Source organism: Dyadobacter sp. CY327 (genome assembly GCF_021390415.1).
Classification (GTDB): Bacteria; Bacteroidota; Bacteroidia; order Cytophagales; family Spirosomataceae; genus Dyadobacter; species Dyadobacter chenhuakuii.
The window spans coordinates 181,543-199,121 of the sequence record NZ_JAJUXJ010000003.1; the positions used below are offsets into that span (position 1 = coordinate 181,543).

Annotated in this window: 19 protein-coding genes; 13 read left to right on the forward strand and 6 right to left on the reverse strand. The window is 44.7% G+C overall.

Translation table 11 applies throughout. From position 1 onward, the window contains the following. Positions 1-19 precede the first annotated feature (19 nt). Together LZG74_RS11630 and LZG74_RS11635 are read left to right on the forward strand one after the other, a co-directional pair. Positions 20-622 (forward strand): SCO family protein, encoded by a 603-nt coding sequence (locus LZG74_RS11630; protein ID WP_233796769.1) that lies wholly within the window; start codon positions 20-22, stop codon positions 620-622. Between the two features lie 19 nt (positions 623-641). After that, entirely contained in the window at positions 642-1,055 is a 414-nt protein-coding gene (locus LZG74_RS11635) for a cytochrome c (protein WP_233796750.1), read from the forward strand. On the opposite strand, the gene lptC is transcribed toward LZG74_RS11635, so the two are convergent. The 3 genes from lptC to LZG74_RS11650 all read right to left on the reverse strand — a co-directional run bounded on the left by lptC (position 1,052) and on the right by LZG74_RS11650 (position 3,667). After that, on the reverse strand, positions 1,052-1,633 hold the full coding sequence (gene lptC / locus LZG74_RS11640) for an LPS export ABC transporter periplasmic protein LptC (protein WP_233796751.1): 582 nt from the start codon (positions 1,631-1,633) through the stop codon (positions 1,052-1,054). The two genes, LZG74_RS11635 and lptC, sit on opposite strands and share 4 nt — an antisense overlap. Before the next feature lie 8 nt (positions 1,634-1,641). Next, a complete protein-coding gene (locus tag LZG74_RS11645) occupies positions 1,642-2,838 on the reverse strand; it encodes a hypothetical protein (protein ID WP_233796752.1) in 1,197 nt (398 codons plus the stop codon). A gap of 106 nt (positions 2,839-2,944) precedes the next feature. Further along, positions 2,945-3,667, reverse strand: coding sequence for a type III pantothenate kinase (locus LZG74_RS11650; protein WP_233796753.1), 723 nt, complete (start codon positions 3,665-3,667; stop codon positions 2,945-2,947). A 487-nt stretch (positions 3,668-4,154) separates the two neighbouring features. On the opposite strand from LZG74_RS11650, the gene rho reads away from it, so the two are divergent. Together rho and LZG74_RS11660 are read left to right on the forward strand one after the other, a co-directional pair. Next, positions 4,155-5,990 (forward strand): transcription termination factor Rho, encoded by a 1,836-nt coding sequence (rho, locus tag LZG74_RS11655; RefSeq protein ID WP_233796754.1) that lies wholly within the window; start codon positions 4,155-4,157, stop codon positions 5,988-5,990. 12 nt (positions 5,991-6,002) lie between these two features. Continuing rightward, positions 6,003-6,257, forward strand: coding sequence for a helix-hairpin-helix domain-containing protein (locus LZG74_RS11660; RefSeq protein WP_233796755.1), 255 nt, complete (start codon positions 6,003-6,005; stop codon positions 6,255-6,257). Between the two features lie 99 nt (positions 6,258-6,356). Here the strand turns inward: LZG74_RS11660 and htpG are convergent, their stop codons facing one another. Further along, positions 6,357-8,195: a molecular chaperone HtpG gene (htpG, locus tag LZG74_RS11665; protein ID WP_233796756.1), complete on the reverse strand. Its 1,839-nt coding sequence runs from the start codon at positions 8,193-8,195 to the stop codon at positions 6,357-6,359. Between the two features lie 308 nt (positions 8,196-8,503). Between htpG and LZG74_RS11670 the strand changes: the two genes are divergently transcribed. After that, a complete protein-coding gene (locus LZG74_RS11670; protein ID WP_229208269.1) occupies positions 8,504-8,989 on the forward strand; it encodes a hypothetical protein in 486 nt (161 codons plus the stop codon). Between the two features lie 61 nt (positions 8,990-9,050). Here LZG74_RS11670 and LZG74_RS11675 read toward each other — a convergent pair whose 3' ends face one another. Then, positions 9,051-9,752 (reverse strand): MCP four helix bundle domain-containing protein, encoded by a 702-nt coding sequence (locus LZG74_RS11675; protein WP_233796757.1) that lies wholly within the window; start codon positions 9,750-9,752, stop codon positions 9,051-9,053. 204 nt (positions 9,753-9,956) lie between these two features. On the opposite strand from LZG74_RS11675, the gene LZG74_RS11680 reads away from it, so the two are divergent. Continuing rightward, entirely contained in the window at positions 9,957-10,691 is a 735-nt protein-coding gene (locus LZG74_RS11680) for a DUF6962 family protein (RefSeq protein ID WP_233796758.1), read from the forward strand. 77 nt (positions 10,692-10,768) lie between these two features. Here LZG74_RS11680 and LZG74_RS11685 read toward each other — a convergent pair whose 3' ends face one another. Further along, complete coding sequence (locus LZG74_RS11685; RefSeq protein WP_026632219.1) at positions 10,769-11,404, reverse strand: peroxiredoxin; 636 nt, start codon at positions 11,402-11,404, stop codon at positions 10,769-10,771. A gap of 168 nt (positions 11,405-11,572) precedes the next feature. Here LZG74_RS11685 and LZG74_RS11690 point away from each other — a divergent pair, with 168 nt between their 5' ends. From LZG74_RS11690 to LZG74_RS11720, 7 genes are all read left to right on the forward strand, one after another. After that, a complete protein-coding gene (locus LZG74_RS11690; RefSeq protein WP_233796759.1) occupies positions 11,573-12,727 on the forward strand; it encodes a cysteine desulfurase family protein in 1,155 nt (384 codons plus the stop codon). Continuing rightward, on the forward strand, positions 12,724-13,926 hold the full coding sequence (locus tag LZG74_RS26390) for an XdhC family protein (RefSeq protein ID WP_233796760.1): 1,203 nt from the start codon (positions 12,724-12,726) through the stop codon (positions 13,924-13,926). The genes LZG74_RS11690 and LZG74_RS26390 overlap by 4 nt, the downstream gene beginning before the upstream one ends. Positions 13,927-13,931: 5 nt before the next feature. Next, positions 13,932-14,534 (forward strand): NTP transferase domain-containing protein, encoded by a 603-nt coding sequence (locus LZG74_RS11700; RefSeq protein ID WP_233796761.1) that lies wholly within the window; start codon positions 13,932-13,934, stop codon positions 14,532-14,534. A 113-nt stretch (positions 14,535-14,647) separates the two neighbouring features. After that, positions 14,648-15,487 carry an ATP-binding cassette domain-containing protein gene (locus LZG74_RS11705; RefSeq protein WP_233796762.1) on the forward strand — a complete coding sequence of 280 codons (840 nt, stop codon included), beginning with the start codon at positions 14,648-14,650 and terminating at the stop codon, positions 15,485-15,487. 82 nt (positions 15,488-15,569) lie between these two features. After that, positions 15,570-16,379: a hypothetical protein gene (locus tag LZG74_RS11710; RefSeq protein WP_233796763.1), complete on the forward strand. Its 810-nt coding sequence runs from the start codon at positions 15,570-15,572 to the stop codon at positions 16,377-16,379. 11 nt (positions 16,380-16,390) lie between these two features. Next, positions 16,391-16,771 carry a GntR family transcriptional regulator gene (locus tag LZG74_RS11715; RefSeq protein ID WP_233796764.1) on the forward strand — a complete coding sequence of 127 codons (381 nt, stop codon included), beginning with the start codon at positions 16,391-16,393 and terminating at the stop codon, positions 16,769-16,771. A gap of 8 nt (positions 16,772-16,779) precedes the next feature. Beyond that, positions 16,780-17,451, forward strand: a complete 672-nt coding sequence (locus tag LZG74_RS11720) for a hypothetical protein (RefSeq protein WP_233796765.1) — start codon at positions 16,780-16,782, stop codon at positions 17,449-17,451. Positions 17,452-17,579 lie beyond the last annotated feature (128 nt).

Genomic DNA, 17,579 nt, shown 5'->3' on the forward strand with positions numbered 1-17,579 from the left:
GTTCGTTTTCGCTGCATTCATGTTAGGCGTGCTGGGTTGCAAGGACGATAAGAAATTGCCGATTCTTGGAGAACGCGATGCGGTCAAGAAAATGGTTGACGGAAAGGAAGTGGTTGATACGGTTTATAATACTATTCCCGCTTTTTCATTTGTTAACCAGGAAGGCGACACCGTTTCTGAAAAAATCGTGGAAGGCAAAATCTATGTTGCAGATTTTTTCTTCACAACCTGCCCTACCATTTGTCCTGTTATGAAGCGGCAAATGATAAAGGTTTACAATCAATACAAAGGCAATCCGCAGGTAATGATCCTGTCCCACTCTATCGATCCGGATCATGACACGCCCCAGGTTTTGAAGAAATTCGCAAGTGATTTAGGCATCGAAGGCAATCAATGGCAATTTTTGACTGGCAATAAAGAGAAGATCTTTGAGATTGGTCAGACAAACTATCTAGTCACGGCAAAAGAAGACAAAACGGCGGACGGTGGGTACATTCACGGCGGGGCTTTTATCCTGATCGATAAGGACAAGCGGGTAAGGGGCATGTATGACGGCACAACAGAAGAGGGAACCCAGAAGCTCATTGCCGATATGAAGATCTTACTCGACGAATATAAATAGCCAGTCACCTCCCGTTTTGATGATCAAACCAGCGATTCTTCTTCTCTCAGTTATCTCCCTGTTTTCCTGCCAAAGTGCATCTGAGCTGAAAAGTGAGCAGTATTTTGTTGAAGGATATCAGCTATATACGACCTATTGTGCCAATTGCCATCAGGCAGACGGCAAGGGAATGGCTAACCTTTATCCCCCACTGGCAACGTCTGCCAGACTGAGCGATAAATCAGCCGTTGCTTGCATTATCAGAAACGGGATGAAAGGCAGTATTCTGGTTGACGGCAAAGAATTTAACCGGCCCATGCCCGCCAATCTCAAATTGACTGAGATTGAAATTGCTGAGCTGGTCAGCTTTCTGGGTATGAAATGGGGTAAAGACAGCGTATATACACCTATTGAAACTGTACAAGCTGCATTAAAGGATTGCAAGGAATATTAAGGAGCGCCGCTGAATTTATAGATTCCGGTTGCCTTTCGAAATTTAATGCGTGTAAAGTCCTGCTCGGCATCCATTCCGATCGCATTGGTAACTTCCGAAGTTCGTTTGTTAATAACTGAAAGCGGTTTATCTGTAAAGACCTTACGCGTGCGCGGGCTCCAGTTGAGCTCAGTCGTGGTAAGCAACTCTTCCGTTTCCGACTTGACGACGCGCACATTTCCTTTTACAATATAAACGTCGGCTGCTTTATCATAATGCCCCGAGTCCGAGCGTAGGCGGGTAACTATCGTCCCCGTTGTATCATAAAAGTTAATATTGATCGTATCAGGAAAAACTTGTGCTTCGTTTTGATAAGCGAGGCGCTTTGGCGTTTTCATTACCACTTTTAATTTTCCCTGCTCGCTGTATTTTACTTCAACATCATTGACAAGTTCAAGCGGGCCGGTATACAAGGCACCGACTTTGTTTTGTTTGCCTTCGCATGCGGCCAGCATCCATACAGCCAGCACAATAAGATAAAAAGGAGATAAAAATTTATCTCCTTTTCGTATTTGCTTGAAGATCAATGCGATTCGCATGTCTGATTTTAGTCGATTTTTTGTTTAACAAACCATCTTTCCAGAAGCGTCACTCCCAGTACGACGCGCCCGTAACGTTCTCTGATCATCCCGCCGCCGGTGCTTCCTCTTTGTCCTGCAACGAGTGCCACAGATAGAAAGTTCTGATAACCCCTACCCATCGGGAATGTAAAGCCAAGGCTTACATTGGTATCATTCACGTCACTATTTCCAATCGAATAGGGTGTTTTACCATAGCTGAACCCAACGCGGTATCTTACCAGATCAAAATAATTCAGTGAGGTAAATCTCGGCAGATATTCTGCGCCCACGTTAATGCGGCCCACATCCTTCAAACCGTCATTGGCGTTTGTAAAGCTTCTGTATTGTGACCATTGCTGGTAGCTGAAATCCGCAGAAAGGATCAATTTGAACGGCCATTCCAAACTTCCGCCAACCAGCAGCTGATTAGGCGTTTTAATCCCACCGCCCATCAAATTCTGAAGCGTGTCAGGACTGATCACGTTAAGCGCGTTGGCAGTAACCTCAAAAGTGGTGGTTTGGTCCGCATTGATCGATGTTCCAATGCCGTAAGAAGCACCCAGATTAAGGTTCAGCTTATTTTCCTTCTTAATGGGGATTCTTAACGCAGCACCTGCCCGGAAGGCAATATCCGAATAAGTTGTGCGGTCATTTAAGCTAACTACATATTCATTGGAAAGATCGTCGCCGCGCTCAATTGCAGCCCTGTCAACCAGGGAAACCTCTGTGGCCTTACGCACATTCCCGAAAAAATAGGAAGTTTCAAGACCAAGGCTTAAATATTTTGTAACCTGGTAAGCTGTTGTCACCGAAGCCTTGTTAATGCCTCCCTTTCCGGTAGTATTGTAAATTCCTACAAACTGGGTTCCCGGAACATTGCGTATTGAAGCATTGCTGTAATCTACAAATGTGTACGGTTTAAGGCTTACACCCAGCACCCAACGCGGGCTGATCGGAAAAGCCAGCGAAACATAAGCAAGATTACCGCCTGTGTTTGTTTGTTTGTTTGCTCCCGAAGCAACATCCTTATACTGCCCGACCAGGCCAATATCCAGGGTTGTAAACCTGTTGCGCACCCAAAGGGCTGGATTAAGATTATTGATCTGAAACCCGGTTCCCGTGCTAACACCGGATTGACCCATTCCCGTATTATCAGAATAAGCATCGCCATAAAACTCTCCCATTCCCAATGAAGAGTATGGAGAATTGCCCAAGCCTTGTGCCCTTAGCGCCGTATTGAGGTATGTACAATTCCAAATGAGTGCAATTGCAAATGTGAGTATTCTGAATCTACTGTAACGAGACATTATATGTTAAAATTCTGTTCAATCCTATTAAAACCAATTCCGGCACCGCAAAGATGGGTGGTTTCAGGCTACTTTCAAAAAAAGCAGCATCACCTCCACATAATAGTACGCGCAAATCCGGCGATTTGTGCCGATACCTTTCAATTATTCCATGCATTTCTGCAAGAACACCATTCATTACGCCACTTTGCATGGCGCTGTGCGTACTTTTTCCAATCAATTCCGGATCTGAATCCGGTTCGACCAGCGGAAGTCGCTTAGTAAACGAATGCATTGCATTAAATCGCATTCTCACCCCGGGGGAAATCAGCCCGCCCTGAAACACCGCGTTTTTATCAATCAGATCATATGTAATGCAAGTGCCCATATCAATAACGACCAAATCTTCCCCTGGATAGAGGAAATTGGCCCCGGCGGAGGCGGCAATCCGGTCGGCACCCAGGGTTTGCGGCGTATCGTAATTTTTTTTGATAGGCAATGGCGTGCCGGGTGTTAAGTCAAATATTTTCAGTGACTTTCCCAGCGCATCTTCAAAGTCGGCGGCCGTGTGACTTACAGATGAAAACAAGATATTCTCCGGAGCCTGCGCCAGCACTGCTTCGATCAGTTCCGTAAATGTAAGGCGCGTCGTATAGCGTATCAGTTTATCGTTTTCAAACCATCCGACCTTCGAATACGTGTTGCCCGAATCAATGACAATGTTCATAATTTTGCAAAAGTCCCACATTTGAGGCACAAAAACTAGCGCTATCAAAAACGTTGGCGCATGTTTTGTGCATTCATTATCAGCACTTAATGTCAGTGTTTCGTAGATAGAAAGCTTGAAATGTTTATTTTTTTGTATTAAATGGGTTTTCGCTTTGATGTCAAAAATATTTTTTTTACCTTCGTCGCTATAAGTCCAGTATCGACTTTTAAATCCAATTCCATCTCACGATAACTCTCAACGTTGTCGAGGTTTTAAAATCTTGCCGATTTACTGTCTTTACTTCCTTTATTTAATTGCCAACTTTCAGAGTATATCTAATAAAGTTTTTCAAGTTGTAGAGTCGTCACCCGGACTTTTACAAAAGATATTTTTAATATTAATGACCATCACGTCACTGCGAGATATGCTTCTCGGCTTTTGTCCAAAAAAATTCAAAACCTTAATATCCATTCGGTAAAGTGCTACTTTACTTTCCCTTGTCTGTATGCCTACAATTGATGAATTGAACATTAAGCTTTTATCAGAGCTTAAAGAAATAGCTGGCAACCTTGGTGTTGCTGATTACGCTAAACTCCCAAAAAAAGAACTTATCAACAGAATCCTGCTTAAACAGGAGCCTGCAACAGTTACAGAAACTCCCGCAGCTGCTGAGCCTGTTAACAATATAACCCCGGCAGCTCCCGCAGCTCAACCGGCTTTGGAATCGGATGGTTACGATGCCGATGAACCAAAGAAAAAACGAGCAAGAAGGCCATCTGACGCCCCTTCGGATACAATGAAACCGGCAAACAACAGATCGGCAAGGATGAAAAAAGACAATGCGTCGCCTTCACCTGCTCCCCTATTTGACACTTCCCTGAGAAATCAGCGCCCTGAAAATAATGACAGGCCCAAGAATCTGGACATTCGTGAAGAAGCCGATTCGGATAATGATACATTAAATGATCTGGGTAAAGAAGAAGTAACCAACCAGCCGGAAGCTGCTGCGCCTGCAACAGAAGAAGTGGTTCAGGAAAAAACAGAAACCAGCCCGGAAGAGAATACACCTGCCGCAAAAGAAGAGAGACAGAACCGCCAGCCAAATCAACAGAATCAGCCTAACGATTCCAGCGAACGCCAGCCGCAACAACCGCAGCAGCCTGCCCACCGCGACGATCCATCGTCTAAAATCAAACGCAATTACAACAACTACGTAAGAGAGTTTGACGGATTGATCGTTAACGAGGGCGTTCTTGAAATTATGCAGGATGGCGGCTACGGCTTCCTGCGTTCAGCAGACTACAACTATCTGGCTAGCCCAGATGATATATATGTATCGCCTTCTCAGATTAAACTTTTCGGCCTGAAAACCGGTGATACGGTTAAAGGACAGATTCGCCCGCCGAAAGAAGGTGAAAAATACTTTGCATTGCTCCGTGTTGAGACTGTGAATGGTAAAACAACCGAGGAAATCAGGGACCGTATTCCTTTCGAATATCTTACGCCTCTTTTCCCGGATGAATGCTTGAAGCTAAGCTCACGTCCGGATCAATATTCTACCAGGATCCTGGATCTTTTCGCTCCTATCGGAAAAGGACAGCGCGGAATGATCGTTGCGCAGCCAAAAACGGGTAAAACTGTTTTGCTGAAAGAAATTGCGAATGCCATCACGCGTAACCACCCTGAGGTGTTTCTTCTGATCCTTTTGATCGACGAACGTCCGGAAGAGGTTACTGATATGCAGCGCAGCGTAAGAGCTGAGGTGATTGCATCTACATTTGATGAGCAGGCAGACCGTCACGTAAAAGTGGCCAGCATTGTTTTGGAAAAAGCCAAAAGAATGGTTGAATGCGGCCATGATGTGGTGATTCTTCTGGATTCCATCACGCGTCTTGCACGTGCTTATAACACGGTGGTTCCTTCATCCGGTAAGATCCTTTCGGGTGGTGTGGATGCCAATGCGTTGCACAAGCCAAAAAGATTTTTCGGAGCGGCCAGAAATGTAGAACACGGCGGATCGCTGACCATTATTGCCACTGCGTTAATTGATACAGGTTCTAAAATGGACGAAGTTATCTTTGAAGAATTCAAAGGAACGGGTAACATGGAATTGCAGCTAGACCGCAAGCTTTCCAACAAGCGTGTATTCCCTGCTATTGATGTTATGGCTTCCGGAACGCGCCGCGAGGATCTACTTCTGGATAAAGAAACACTGAAAAAAGTGTGGATCCTCCGAAAACACATGTCGGATATGAATGCAATGGAATCCATGGACTTCCTGCTTGAACATATGAAGGGCACAAGAAGCAATGAAGAATTCCTGATCTCTATGAACCGCTAAGCAATCCGGCCCATGGAAGATTTGAAGATTATAGAAGGCATCGGCCCCAAGATTGAAGAATTGCTCAATCGGGAAGGCATTCATACCATTGAACAGCTCGCCGACACTTCCATTATCAGGTTAGCAGCCGTTTTGAAAAAAGCAGGACCCAGGTTTCAGATCCAAAATCCTACATCCTGGCCAAAACAAGCATTGCTGGCCAAAGACCAGAAATGGGACGAGTTAGAAGAACTGAAAAGGTTGATCATGTCAAATAAAGAATTCTGACACCATATAGAAGCTGAAAAGCCCGCCTACTGCGAAGTAAGCGGGCTTTTTTTATGACTTACCAAGCCTTTTTGCAGACTTGGTAAGATTGATGACAGTCTACAAAGTCGAAACTGTGCGTTGAATGAACTGCGTAAGATCGCTTCCTGAAAGCAGACCTTGTGAAAGCAATGCAAGGTCAAAAACCTGTTTTGCCAAAGTCTTTTGGGCTTCTTCGTTTTCAGCTTGCAGCACGCGGCTGATCACCGGGTGATTAGCATTCAATGAAACAGTATACATCAAAGGCATATCGCCAAACATAGAACGCTGTCCGGAAGTGGCCTGCATATCAGTCATACGGCGCATAAATTCAGGGAAAGTGATCACCACTGGCAGCTCGTCCACCGGCATGGCCTCTACCTGAACATGCACGCTTTTGCTCCCTGCTACGTCTTCAAAAATCTTTTTGACTTTATCCTGATCATCGCTGGAAAGAATGCTTTCTAACGTCACATCCTTTTCAACAAGCTTGTCAAGCGTATCGGCATCAACGCGTTTCACATTCACTTTTTCAAGTTTCTGTTCAAGCGTATTGATAAAGTGCGAATCAATGATCGTCGTAAATGTCAGCACGTCATAGCTGCGCTTTTTCGCAGACTGGATGAATGCATCCTGCTTTTTCTCGTCAGTCGTATAAAGCCATACTTGCGTGTCGTTCTTATCAGTCTGGTTGCCCTTTACGTGCTCGCGGTATTCCTCGAAAGTAAAGAACTTGCCTTCTGTATTTTTTACCAGACAGAAATCCTTGGCTTTTTCATAGAATTTATCATCGCTGATAATTCCGTATTTTACAAAAAGACCGATATCATCAAATTTTTTCTCGAAACCTTCGCGGTCATTTTTGAAAATCTCTGACAGTTTATCAGCTACTTTACGCGTGATATAACCGTTGATTTTCTTCACGTTACCATCGGCTTGCAGGTAACTTCTTGAAACGTTCAAAGGAATATCCGGCGAGTCGATCACCCCGTGCAGCAGTTGAAGGAAATCCGGAACAATGTCTTTTACCTCATCGGTAATAAAGACCTGGCGGCTGTAAAGCTGAATTTTTTCGCGCTGACCCTGGAAATCGTTTTTGAGTTTTGGGAAATACAAAACGCCCGTCAGATTGAAGGGATAATCCACATTCAAATGGATCCAGAAAAGCGGATCTTCGCTGAAAGGATAAAGCTCTTTGTAGAAGGCCAGATAATCCTCATCTTTCAGATCAGACGGATTTTTTGTCCAGATCGGGTTTGGATTATTAATGATCTTTTCTTCGAATTCGATCTGGATTGGCAGAAACTTACCATATTTTTCAAGAATGCCACGCAGACGGTGCTCATCAAGGAATTCCTCGGAATCAGCAGCAATGTGCAGGATAATGTCCGAACCGCGCTCTGCTTTTTCAGCCGGGCCCAGTTCAAATTCAGTAGAACCGTCACATTCCCAGCGAACCGCTTCGGAGCCTTCTTTGTAAGATTTTGTAATGATCTCTACATTTTCTGCAACCATATAGGCCGAGTAAAAACCAAGACCGAAGTGTCCGATAATGCCTTTGTCACCTTTTCCGTCCTCGCCTTTTTCTTTGTATTTTTCTACAAACTCAGTGGCGCCGGAAAATGCGATCTGGTTAATATATTTTTTGATCTCATCGGCAGTCATACCAATACCATTATCGCTGATGGTAATTGTTTTAGCCTCCTTATCAAGCTTTACAACCACTTTCAGCTCACCCAGCTCGCCATTGAACTCGCCATAGGAGGCCAGTTTTTTGATTTTCTGAGAAGCGTCGACTGCATTGGATACTAATTCACGTAAGAAGATTTCGTGGTCCGAATAAAGGAATTTTTTGATAATCGGAAATATGTTCTCGGTATGAATGCTGAGGTTTCCTTTTTCCTGAATCACTGATTCCATAGTTATGCCGTTTTTGTTTATAATATTGAAGAAATTGTTTTTTCTGCTCTGCAATACCGAATCCAAATATGCGTTCCAAATACAATTAAATCGCAGGTCGGCTGACAGATTGTCAGGATTGCTGAAATCAACCTCATTAATCAATCGGTTGGTAACTGACTAGCTTTTTTGTTAATATTGCGAACGGTAACCAACTCAACTAAAATTATTCAAACAGTTCATTCAGAACACCAATTAGTAACATGAATCTTATTAAAAAACTCTTCGCAGGCGTATTCTTATTGAGCGCAGTATCAGCTTGCACCACAATGAATTCCGTCCCTCTCTCTAATTATACCGTGTTTACGGAAGATCTTCGCCGCGACCTGGAAGCAGCCAACATTGAAATTGCCAAGGTTCAGTTTTTCAACGACAAGGCAATCAACATTCGCCGTGAGGTTTCTGATCCTAATGACATTAAAGTAAATCCCGAAGGGCAGATCACCATGAGCAACGGTAAGAGCATTCAGACCATCAATGTGCTGCCCTTTACGCCAGGTGTAGCTTTGAGCTCAGACAACGGTGTTATTCATGTTTCCTGGGACGATACCCAGCAAGATACCAAGGGGATGAAGTTTAATTTGAGCGGCCAGAATTATTTCCTGGACGTGCTGCCCAACAATAAGTTTGATTATAAAGAAAGGACATTCGATCTGCAAGGCGGAAATGGCGCCCGGTTGTTCGTAAAGAAAGACCTTTTGAAGCAGGTTAAAAATTCAAGAGAAACACTGAAAGGCCGTAAAGTTGGTCAGTAAGAAATCAAGATAAACGAAGAAAGGTCAGGAAATCCTGACCTTTCTTCGTTTATAGCCTTCATTAGTTAAGATTAAAATACTGGTTCTTCTGGCCTGAAATCTTCGGCTTGTTAACAATAGACGAGTTCTGGATCAGCACCAGCAACATAAGCCCGATAACAACGGCGAGCGCGATTTGCAGAAATGAAATAATACCAAAGCTGGCAATGTCACTTTTAGATTCCTTCATCAGATCCTTTCCAATGCTGGACTGAATGTTTGTCAGCTCGTTGAGATTGGTAATGGTGTTTTTGAAAGTGTTGGCTCCCGGGCCAGCGAAAAGTCGCTTACCTTCCTCCTGGGCGCCTGCATTATACAAGCCAAGAATAGACTTTTCAAGGGCCGTGTATCTGTGCACCTCGTTCTTAAATGCAGTCAGACTTTTAGCCTCTTCATCAACCAGATATGTTTGCTCGAAAGCTTTGATCAGCGAGTCAATGTTCTTGTTGTGCGTGCTTAACTGCACGCGGATCTCGTTTTTATTTCCTGTCCCGTTGGTCAGTAAATATTCTTCCAGGGAAAGCCGCTTTCCATACAGGTTTTCTGTCAGATAAATGATCGTTGTTGCAGGGATCAGCCGGTCCTGGTAAATGGATGAAAAGGACTTGTCAATCCCGTCCATATTGCGCCTTGACAGCAATGTGGCCAATATAATAAGTGCCATAATGCCTCCAAGAAGCATTGCAGCTTTTAGTTTTTGTTGAATTACAAAAGACCATTTCATGAAATAGCATTTAAAATTGTAAATACAGCGATCCGTACCCAGCATTAAAAAAATGCTAAAACTCCTCTGTATTATAACGTTTTATTCACTACAAATATATCGTCAATATAACTAATAATAAGAGATAAACCGGGAAATGTGCATTCATTCCAGAATCGTGGTATAATTTTGTTAGATTGATTATTTTAAAACACTCAGCCGTTCATGAATGAAGTTGCCATTGATTTCAGTAAGGTTCATCAGATCCAGGTTTTTGGAATTACCATTTTAGAACCTTCCACTGTAATCTCCAGTCTGATGATGACTGTGATCTGCATATATGCATTTGTCCATCTTGGGAAATTGGGAAGGGCCCACAGGATGTACAAACAAATCCAGTATTTTTTCTTTTTCATGGGCATTGCCACTGCAATCGGCGGTGTGCTTGGGCATGGATTTCTGTATTTAACGGGTCAGCCTGGCAAAATTCCCGGCTGGTTTGCCAGCATGATTGCCGTAGCGCTCTTTGAACGCGCAGCGATCTGGCACATCAAACCTCTGCTCCAAAAGCGCAGCGGCTTAATCCTGGGCTGGTTGAACTATGTAGAGCTGGCCGTGTTCTTTGCACTGACCTTCATCACCCTGAACTTTGTCGTTGTTGAAATTCACGCATTTTACGGTCTTTTCCTGATGCTATTTCTGATTGAGATTTATGTTTACAGACAGCGTAAAGATCCGGGAAGCATTAATATATTCATTGCAACAGCATTAGGCGCTATTTCTGCCGGCTTGCATGCACTCAAGTTCAGTTTCGGGCCCTGGTTTAATTACAATGACATCAGTCACATCAGCATGGGCGCATCCATCTGGTTTTATTACCAGGGAGCAAGGCATATGATCTATTATGGAGAAGAAATGATCAAGCCCGAAGAAATACTTGAAAGCGAGAACGAAAGCTAATTTAGATAACAGCATTTGATAACAAAAAAACAGGATGCCGCTTGATGCGACATCCTATTTTTTTAAGCCAGGCTCACTTACTTATTTGGCTGCGGCGTATAACGCAAGTAAGGCTTAACAATGTTGAGACCTTTGGTAAATTTCTTTTCGGCATCCTCTGTGCTCACAGCCGGCACCACGATCACATCATCTCCATCTTTCCAGTCGGCAGGCGTTGCAACGCTGTAATTGGCAGTGAGTTGAAGTGAGTCAACGACGCGCAGAATTTCATTGAAATTACGGCCTGTGGACGCTGGGTAAGTCAATGTAAGCTTGATTTTCTTATCAGGCCCGATAATAAAAACAGATCTAACCGTAGATTTCTCGCTTGCATTGGGGTGGATCATATCGTAGAGTTCGGCAACCTTGCGGCCCTCATCGGCAATGATCGGGAAATTGACCTCTGTATTGTTAACCTCGTTAATATCGGGAATCCAGCGATTGTGTGAATCAATGTCGTCAACGCTCACGGCAAGCACTTTTACATTACGTTTTTGAAATTCACCTTGCAAAAGAGCCGTCTTGCCAAGTTCTGTGGTGCAAACCGGCGTAAAGTCAGCAGGGTGAGAGAATAGCAATCCCCAGCTGTCTCCTAACCATTCGTGAAACTTAATCTGGCCTTGTGTGGTGTTTGCCTCAAAATCAGGGGCAATATCTCCTAGTCGAAGTGACATGATGTATGATGATTTAAGTGGACGATATAATCTATTAATATGATAGAGTTAACGCAAATTTAAATAATAAGTTTCAAAAAAGTGTTTCTCAGTTTGGGATGGTTTTTGTTTAATTTGAACTATAAACAAGGTTTTTGTTTTCTCCAATAAAGATTCACTGCTGTTGCCATGACCTTAAAATTGCCTGTTTACCTGGATAATAATGCAACCACTCCGATGGACCCGGCGGTTTTGGAGGAAATGCTTCCTTATTTCTCGGAAAAATTCGGCAATGCAGCCAGCCGCACGCATTCCTATGGCTGGGAAGCAGAAGAAGCTGTAGATATTGCGCGCGAAAATATTGCCAGCCTCATAGGCGCACATCCGCAGGAAATCGTTTTTACTTCGGGCGCAACAGAAGCCGCCAACCTGGCTATAAAGGGTGTCTGGGAAAATAATCCTGATCAAAAAGGCCATATTATTACCGTGGTAAGCGAGCACAAAGCCGTGCTGGACACCTGCAAATACATTGAGCGTAAAGGCGGCTCGGTTACCTATCTGGAAATTCAGCCCAATGGTCTGGTCGACTTAAATGATCTCGAAAAAGCCATTACGCCCCAAACGCTGCTGATCGCTGTCATGTATGCCAACAATGAAACAGGCGTCATTCAGCCGATTAAAGCAATCAGCGCGATTGCCAAAGCGCATGGCGTTCTCTTTTTTACGGATGCCACGCAGGCAGTTGGTAAAATTCCAGTGGACGTGCAGGAAGATGACATTGATCTGCTGGCTTTCAGCGCCCATAAACTGTATGGACCCAAGGGAGTCGGCGCCCTTTATGTACGCAAGAAAAACCCCACCGTTACACTCACTGCACAGATCGAGGGTGGCGGCCATGAGCGAAATATGCGCAGCGGCACCCTTAATGTGGCCGGCGTTGTGGCTTTTGGTAAGGCATGTGAGATTTGTGCTGAAAAAATGGCATCAGAAAGTCTTCGGCTCCGCTCGCTACGCGATCATTTTGAAAAGCAGTTACTGGCATTGCAACATATAGATATTAATGCGGGCACCGCCCCGCGCCTGCCGCACGCAACCAACATTTCTTTCCATGATATTGATGGGGAAAAAATGATTTTTGAAGCCGGCAGCGACATCGCTTTTTCCAGAAGCTCGGCCTGCACATCGGCTACATTGGAACCGAGCTACGTGTTGAAAGCGATGGGACTTTCCAATGAATTGATCCATAACACATTCCGGTTCAGCTTCGGAAGGTTTTCTACGGAACAGCAAGTAGATCATGCTGTTGCAGTAATTTCTAAAATAGTAAAAGAACACAGGGGGTGAAAGAAATTACGGATATTATAAGATCATACGAATCCGCTGTCAATGCTGGCAAGAAAACAGCGCTGGCAACCGTCGTACATGTAGAAGGCTCCTCTTACCGGCGTCCCGGCGCGCGTATGCTCGTCACCGACGATGGTCAGCTTACGGGAGCCATCAGCGGCGGATGCCTGGAAGGAGACGCATTAAGAAAGGCGCTGCTGGCAATTTCGCAGCAGAAGAACAAACTGGTAACCTACGATACCACAGACGATAACGACACAACACTTGGCGTTCAGCTGGGCTGCAATGGCATTGTTCACATCCTATTCGAGCCCATTCACCCCGACGACGAGCTTAATCCAATCGCATTACTTAAAAAAGCGCTTGAAAAACGGCAGAATGCGGTGGTAATCACGCTGTTTTCACTTCATTCCCGCACGGCCATTCAGCCTGGAACCTGTTTTCTGGATCTGGAAACGGATCGCGTAACCATGGATAACCTTTCGCAACCTGCGCTCTTGGAGCAATTACTTCCTGAGGCAGCACTTGTCAAGGAGCGTCAGGAGTCGTTTTTTAAAGAAATTGATTTTGACGGCCAAAAGCTGACGGGTTTCGTAGAATATCTGCGTCCGGCCCCGGCGCTGATCATCGCTGGCGCTGGAAATGACACCATTCCGCTTTCGGAAATGGCTGGTATTCTGGGTTGGAACGTAACTGTTGTCGACGGCCGGAACGGGCATGCAACCAGGCAGCGATTTCCCAGAGCCAATCAGGTAATCGTGGCAAAGGCATCAGAAGTTTTATCGCATATTCATGCAGATGCGCGGACGTTTTTTGTGCTGATGACCCATAATTACAATTACGATCTGGCGCTGCTCAAAGAGCTCATTGAGCTTGAAGAATGCATTTATATAGGCGCATTGGGCCCGAAAAAGAAGCTGGAAAAAATGTTTGGCGATCTCAGAAAGGAAGGCATTGAAGTCACAGAACAGCAAAAGAGCAAAATTTTCGGTCCTGTCGGACTCGACGTTGGCGCTGAAACCGCTGAGGAAATAGCATTGTCGGTGCTTGCTGAAATTAAAGCTGTTTTAAATGGAAGAACAGGTATTTCCCTGCGTGAAAAGCCCGAGCCCATCCACAGCCGAACAGATCAGAAAGTGGACTATCGCAAATCCACACGGGAGGATTTTCTTTGCGAAATACAAACGAGTCAATCCTGAAATGTATGGCCGAGACGTCTGGTTACGGGATCATTATTCTTGCCGCCGGCAATTCCTCACGCCTGGGCGAGCCTAAGCAACTGCTCCGCTATCAGGACAAAACGCTGATCCGCCATGTTACCCAAGCCGCTATTGCCGCAAAAAGCACAAGCGTGACCGTAGTGACTGGCTCAAATGCTGATCTGATTGCAAAAGAGCTTGATTCGCTTTCCTGTCATGCAGTTTACAACCCAGACTGGGAATCGGGCATGGCCTCTTCCATTGTCACCGGAGTTCAGCATCTTATTACAGCGCAGCCAGGCATTTCAGGCGTCATTTTCGCTGTCAGTGATCAACCTTTTGTTACTGTTGATCTGTTTAATGCTTTGATAGATAGAGCATTGGAAGGCAATGCAGGCATTGTCGCTTCTGCCTATGAGAACACTTTTGGAACGCCTGTTCTTTTTTCCAGCAAATACTTCCCTTCCCTTTTAAAGCTCAGCGGAGCCGAAGGCGCTAAAAAGCTCATTACCAAATTTGCCGGCGACGTGACGCCGGTCCCCTTCCCTTGCGGCGGCATCGACATTGATACGCAAGCAGATTACCAAAAACTGCTGGGCAACAGCTAGAATCACCAGCTGCAATCGCATCTCAAAATATTTTCTGACAAAACCTTGCTTACTCATTTCAGATGTTTACTTTTACAGTGTACTACTTAACTAGAACACTAAACAATTCTGAAATGATCCAGCTAGACCGTGTAACATTTGGATATAGTAAGAAGAAAAAGCTGTTTGAAAATTTGTCGATTAACCTGGAAGCCGGGCACATTTACGGTTTGCTCGGCAGAAATGGCGCCGGCAAATCCAGCCTGCTCAGAAACATGGTCGGTTTGCTTTTTCCCCAGCAAGGCCAGATCAATGTGGTGGGTTATGAGCCTAAAAAGCGTCTTCCGGCATTTTTGCAGGATGTCTTCTTTCTTCCCGAAGAGATTTACCTGCCCTCGGTAACGATCCGCAAATATCTTGACATGATCGCTCCGTTTTATCCTAAATTCGATGAAGGACAATTTGACGGCTACATTGCAGAAATGGACATTCCCCTGGGTAACAAGCTGACTGACATGTCCTATGGCCAGCGGAAAAAGTTTCTCATTGCGTTTGCGCTCTCTGCCAACACCAAAGTCTTGATCATGGATGAGCCCACCAATGGTCTGGACATTCCCTCGAAAAGTCAGTTCCGCAAACTGGTCTCAATGAATGTTGATAAAAACAGGCTGTTTCTGATTTCAACCCACCAGGTTCGTGACCTGGATAATCTGATTGACTCGATAATTATCCTGGAAGACAGCAAGATACTCATCCAGCACAGCCTGGAAACAGTAGCCGAAAAACTGTGCTTTGGAACGCTTCCCAGCATCGATTACGACAACCGCGTGCTTTACTCCGAGCCATCGCTCAAAGGCTATAAAGCGGTTTTTGAAAATTCGGAGCTGGAAGAAAGCCGTGTGGACCTGGAATATCTCTTCAATGCTGTGCTGGGAAACCCCGAGCGGATCAGACAAATTTTCGGCAAACAATGACCAGGCTCCTTATAACGATGCTGTTGCTTTTGCTGGCAATGCTCACCCGATCCATTCTTCCTATCCTATCTGAACTAATGCTATGAACCAAACATTTGATATCCACCGTTTTGCGCTCGTCTTGAAGCTGGATCTGGTTGAAAGAGGCAAAAATTATCTGTTGATTGCCACGCTGCTGACAATTCTGCTGCTTTCGATGATGCTTCCTATCGTTACGTCCAGCAAGCCCGTAGGAACCTATGAAGCCCTGCATTACATGGCCATGTTTATGGTAATGCTCTTTGCCAGCTCCTTTTACACGAGCAATGCAATGACGCACTATGCTTCGCTGCCGACTTCTATCAGCAGCCTGATGCTACCAGCCTCGCATTTGGAGAAGTTTCTGAGCGCAATGTTTTTCAATTTGCTCTTTATCGTCAGTTTCCTTGTTCTTTATTTCCAATTGCATTACAAGACGATTGATATTGCCAATGCCAAGCTGCCCTCGTGGGGATATAAATATCCTTACATTAAATTCGATCTGGCAGTGTATTTCTGCTTTGCCTATTTCATATTACACAGCCTTTTGCTTTTAGGATCCATCTATTTCTCAAAACGATCTTACGTCAAAACAGCTGCCTTCATTGTCGCTTCGGTAATCATTGTATTTACGATCCATCTTAGTATGGCGCATTATCTGACGCATTATCCATCGAAACTGAACACATTACCCTTCACCAGCTGGCAAATGTGGTATTTTAAGGATGGTAACTTCACCGTTTTTCGGGGCCTGAACACGTTTCATATCCAATTCCCAAAGAACATTTATCACGCCATCCAGGCCTTTATTACATTGTTTATACTGAGCATTTGGTATATCGCTTATTTACGCCTTAAAGAGAAGGAAGTTTAATCCCCGCATTCATGGAATTTAAAGATAAACAGTCCATTTACCTGCAAATCGCCGATTACATCTGCGAGCAGATTTTACTAGGCAAATGGCCTCCTACTGAGCGCATTCCGTCTGTAAGGGAGCTGGGAGGCATGCTGGAAGTGAACCCAAACACGGTGATGCGGACGTATGATTTCTTGCAGAACAAAGAAATTATATTCAATAAAAGGGGCATCGGCTATTCGGTAAGCGAGGATGCGCAAGCGCGCGTATTGGCTTATAAAAAAGAACGTTTTCTGGAATCCGAGCTTCCGGAAGTTTTCAAAACGCTTTACCTGCTTAACATTAGCCTGGAAGAATTACAAACGCGTTATAACCAGTTCGTCACCGACAATTTCCCTGTCAATAACTAGCATACCTTATGAAAGCCAGTAACATACTACTCATTATCGTGCTATCATTGTTTCTGAGCGCAATGGTTGCCTCCAACCTTGTTTTAAAAAAACAGTTTGATAAAATAGATAGAAAAGACCCCTATTCGGGCTACCTCACACATAGTTTGGAGCCATTTCACTATGTTAGATTACAAGGCGTCGGCTTTGGTGTAACCGAGGTGTCGCAGGGCAAAGATTTTGAGATCAAATTTGTAGTTGATCAAAAATTCATCGACTGGAAAGTTGTCAATGATACATTGACCGTCAATTATAAAAAAGGCTTTCCCGAAGGCGGCCAGTCGCCGCAGCAAATTGTGCATACATTGCCCTCCGTCTACATTTTCGTTCCGACATTGCAGGGTTTGGAGTCAAACACGATCAACTGCAAGATTAAGAACATGAAGCAGGAAAACTTGGATATAAAACAGATCGGCGGCGCGATGGTCCTGCTGGAAAATCAGGTCAATGATCTTCGTGCAGATTTTCTTTCAGGCGCTATCGTTACCGCTTATCGTGAAAATGACTTTGGTAAGAGTAAGATAACAGTCCGGGATAGCAGCACTTTCCAGGTCGACAGCAACATTTTCAAATCACTTGATCTGGCAGTTGGCGACAGCGCGCATGTAAAACTACCTGGAAGCTTATTGAAGAATCTCTGATTTAATTTTCTTTCTATCTCCGGGTTGAAACCCGGAGCAATGGTTGGGTGGGGGGGGGGGGGGGGGGGGGGGGGGGGGGCGGGGGGGGGGGGGGGGGGACGCCCCACCCCCACACAAGACACGGGCCA

What these genes read in the sequence shown, in the direction of transcription:
- LZG74_RS11635 (WP_233796750.1), top strand. Translation starts at nt 642, where the DNA reads ATGATCAAACCAGCGATTCTTCTTCTCTCAGTTATCTCCCTGTTTTCC.
- LZG74_RS11645 (WP_233796752.1), bottom strand. Translation starts at nt 2,838, where the DNA reads ATGGGAGAGTTTTATGGCGATGCTTATTCTGATAATACGGGAATGGGT.
- LZG74_RS11660 (WP_233796755.1), top strand. Translation starts at nt 6,003, where the DNA reads ATGGAAGATTTGAAGATTATAGAAGGCATCGGCCCCAAGATTGAAGAA.
- LZG74_RS11630 (WP_233796769.1), top strand. Translation starts at nt 20, where the DNA reads ATGTTAGGCGTGCTGGGTTGCAAGGACGATAAGAAATTGCCGATTCTT.
- LZG74_RS11670 (WP_229208269.1), top strand. Translation starts at nt 8,504, where the DNA reads ATGAATTCCGTCCCTCTCTCTAATTATACCGTGTTTACGGAAGATCTT.
- LZG74_RS11685 (WP_026632219.1), bottom strand. Translation starts at nt 11,404, where the DNA reads ATGTCACTTCGACTAGGAGATATTGCCCCTGATTTTGAGGCAAACACC.
- LZG74_RS11650 (WP_233796753.1), bottom strand. Translation starts at nt 3,667, where the DNA reads ATGAACATTGTCATTGATTCGGGCAACACGTATTCGAAGGTCGGATGG.
- rho (WP_233796754.1), top strand. Translation starts at nt 4,155, where the DNA reads ATGCCTACAATTGATGAATTGAACATTAAGCTTTTATCAGAGCTTAAA.
- LZG74_RS11680 (WP_233796758.1), top strand. Translation starts at nt 9,957, where the DNA reads ATGAATGAAGTTGCCATTGATTTCAGTAAGGTTCATCAGATCCAGGTT.
- LZG74_RS11705 (WP_233796762.1), top strand. Translation starts at nt 14,648, where the DNA reads ATGATCCAGCTAGACCGTGTAACATTTGGATATAGTAAGAAGAAAAAG.
- LZG74_RS11720 (WP_233796765.1), top strand. Translation starts at nt 16,780, where the DNA reads ATGAAAGCCAGTAACATACTACTCATTATCGTGCTATCATTGTTTCTG.
- LZG74_RS11690 (WP_233796759.1), top strand. Translation starts at nt 11,573, where the DNA reads ATGACCTTAAAATTGCCTGTTTACCTGGATAATAATGCAACCACTCCG.
- lptC (WP_233796751.1), bottom strand. Translation starts at nt 1,633, where the DNA reads ATGCGAATCGCATTGATCTTCAAGCAAATACGAAAAGGAGATAAATTT.
- LZG74_RS11715 (WP_233796764.1), top strand. Translation starts at nt 16,391, where the DNA reads ATGGAATTTAAAGATAAACAGTCCATTTACCTGCAAATCGCCGATTAC.
- htpG (WP_233796756.1), bottom strand. Translation starts at nt 8,195, where the DNA reads ATGGAATCAGTGATTCAGGAAAAAGGAAACCTCAGCATTCATACCGAG.
- LZG74_RS11700 (WP_233796761.1), top strand. Translation starts at nt 13,932, where the DNA reads ATGGCCGAGACGTCTGGTTACGGGATCATTATTCTTGCCGCCGGCAAT.
- LZG74_RS11710 (WP_233796763.1), top strand. Translation starts at nt 15,570, where the DNA reads ATGAACCAAACATTTGATATCCACCGTTTTGCGCTCGTCTTGAAGCTG.
- LZG74_RS11675 (WP_233796757.1), bottom strand. Translation starts at nt 9,752, where the DNA reads ATGAAATGGTCTTTTGTAATTCAACAAAAACTAAAAGCTGCAATGCTT.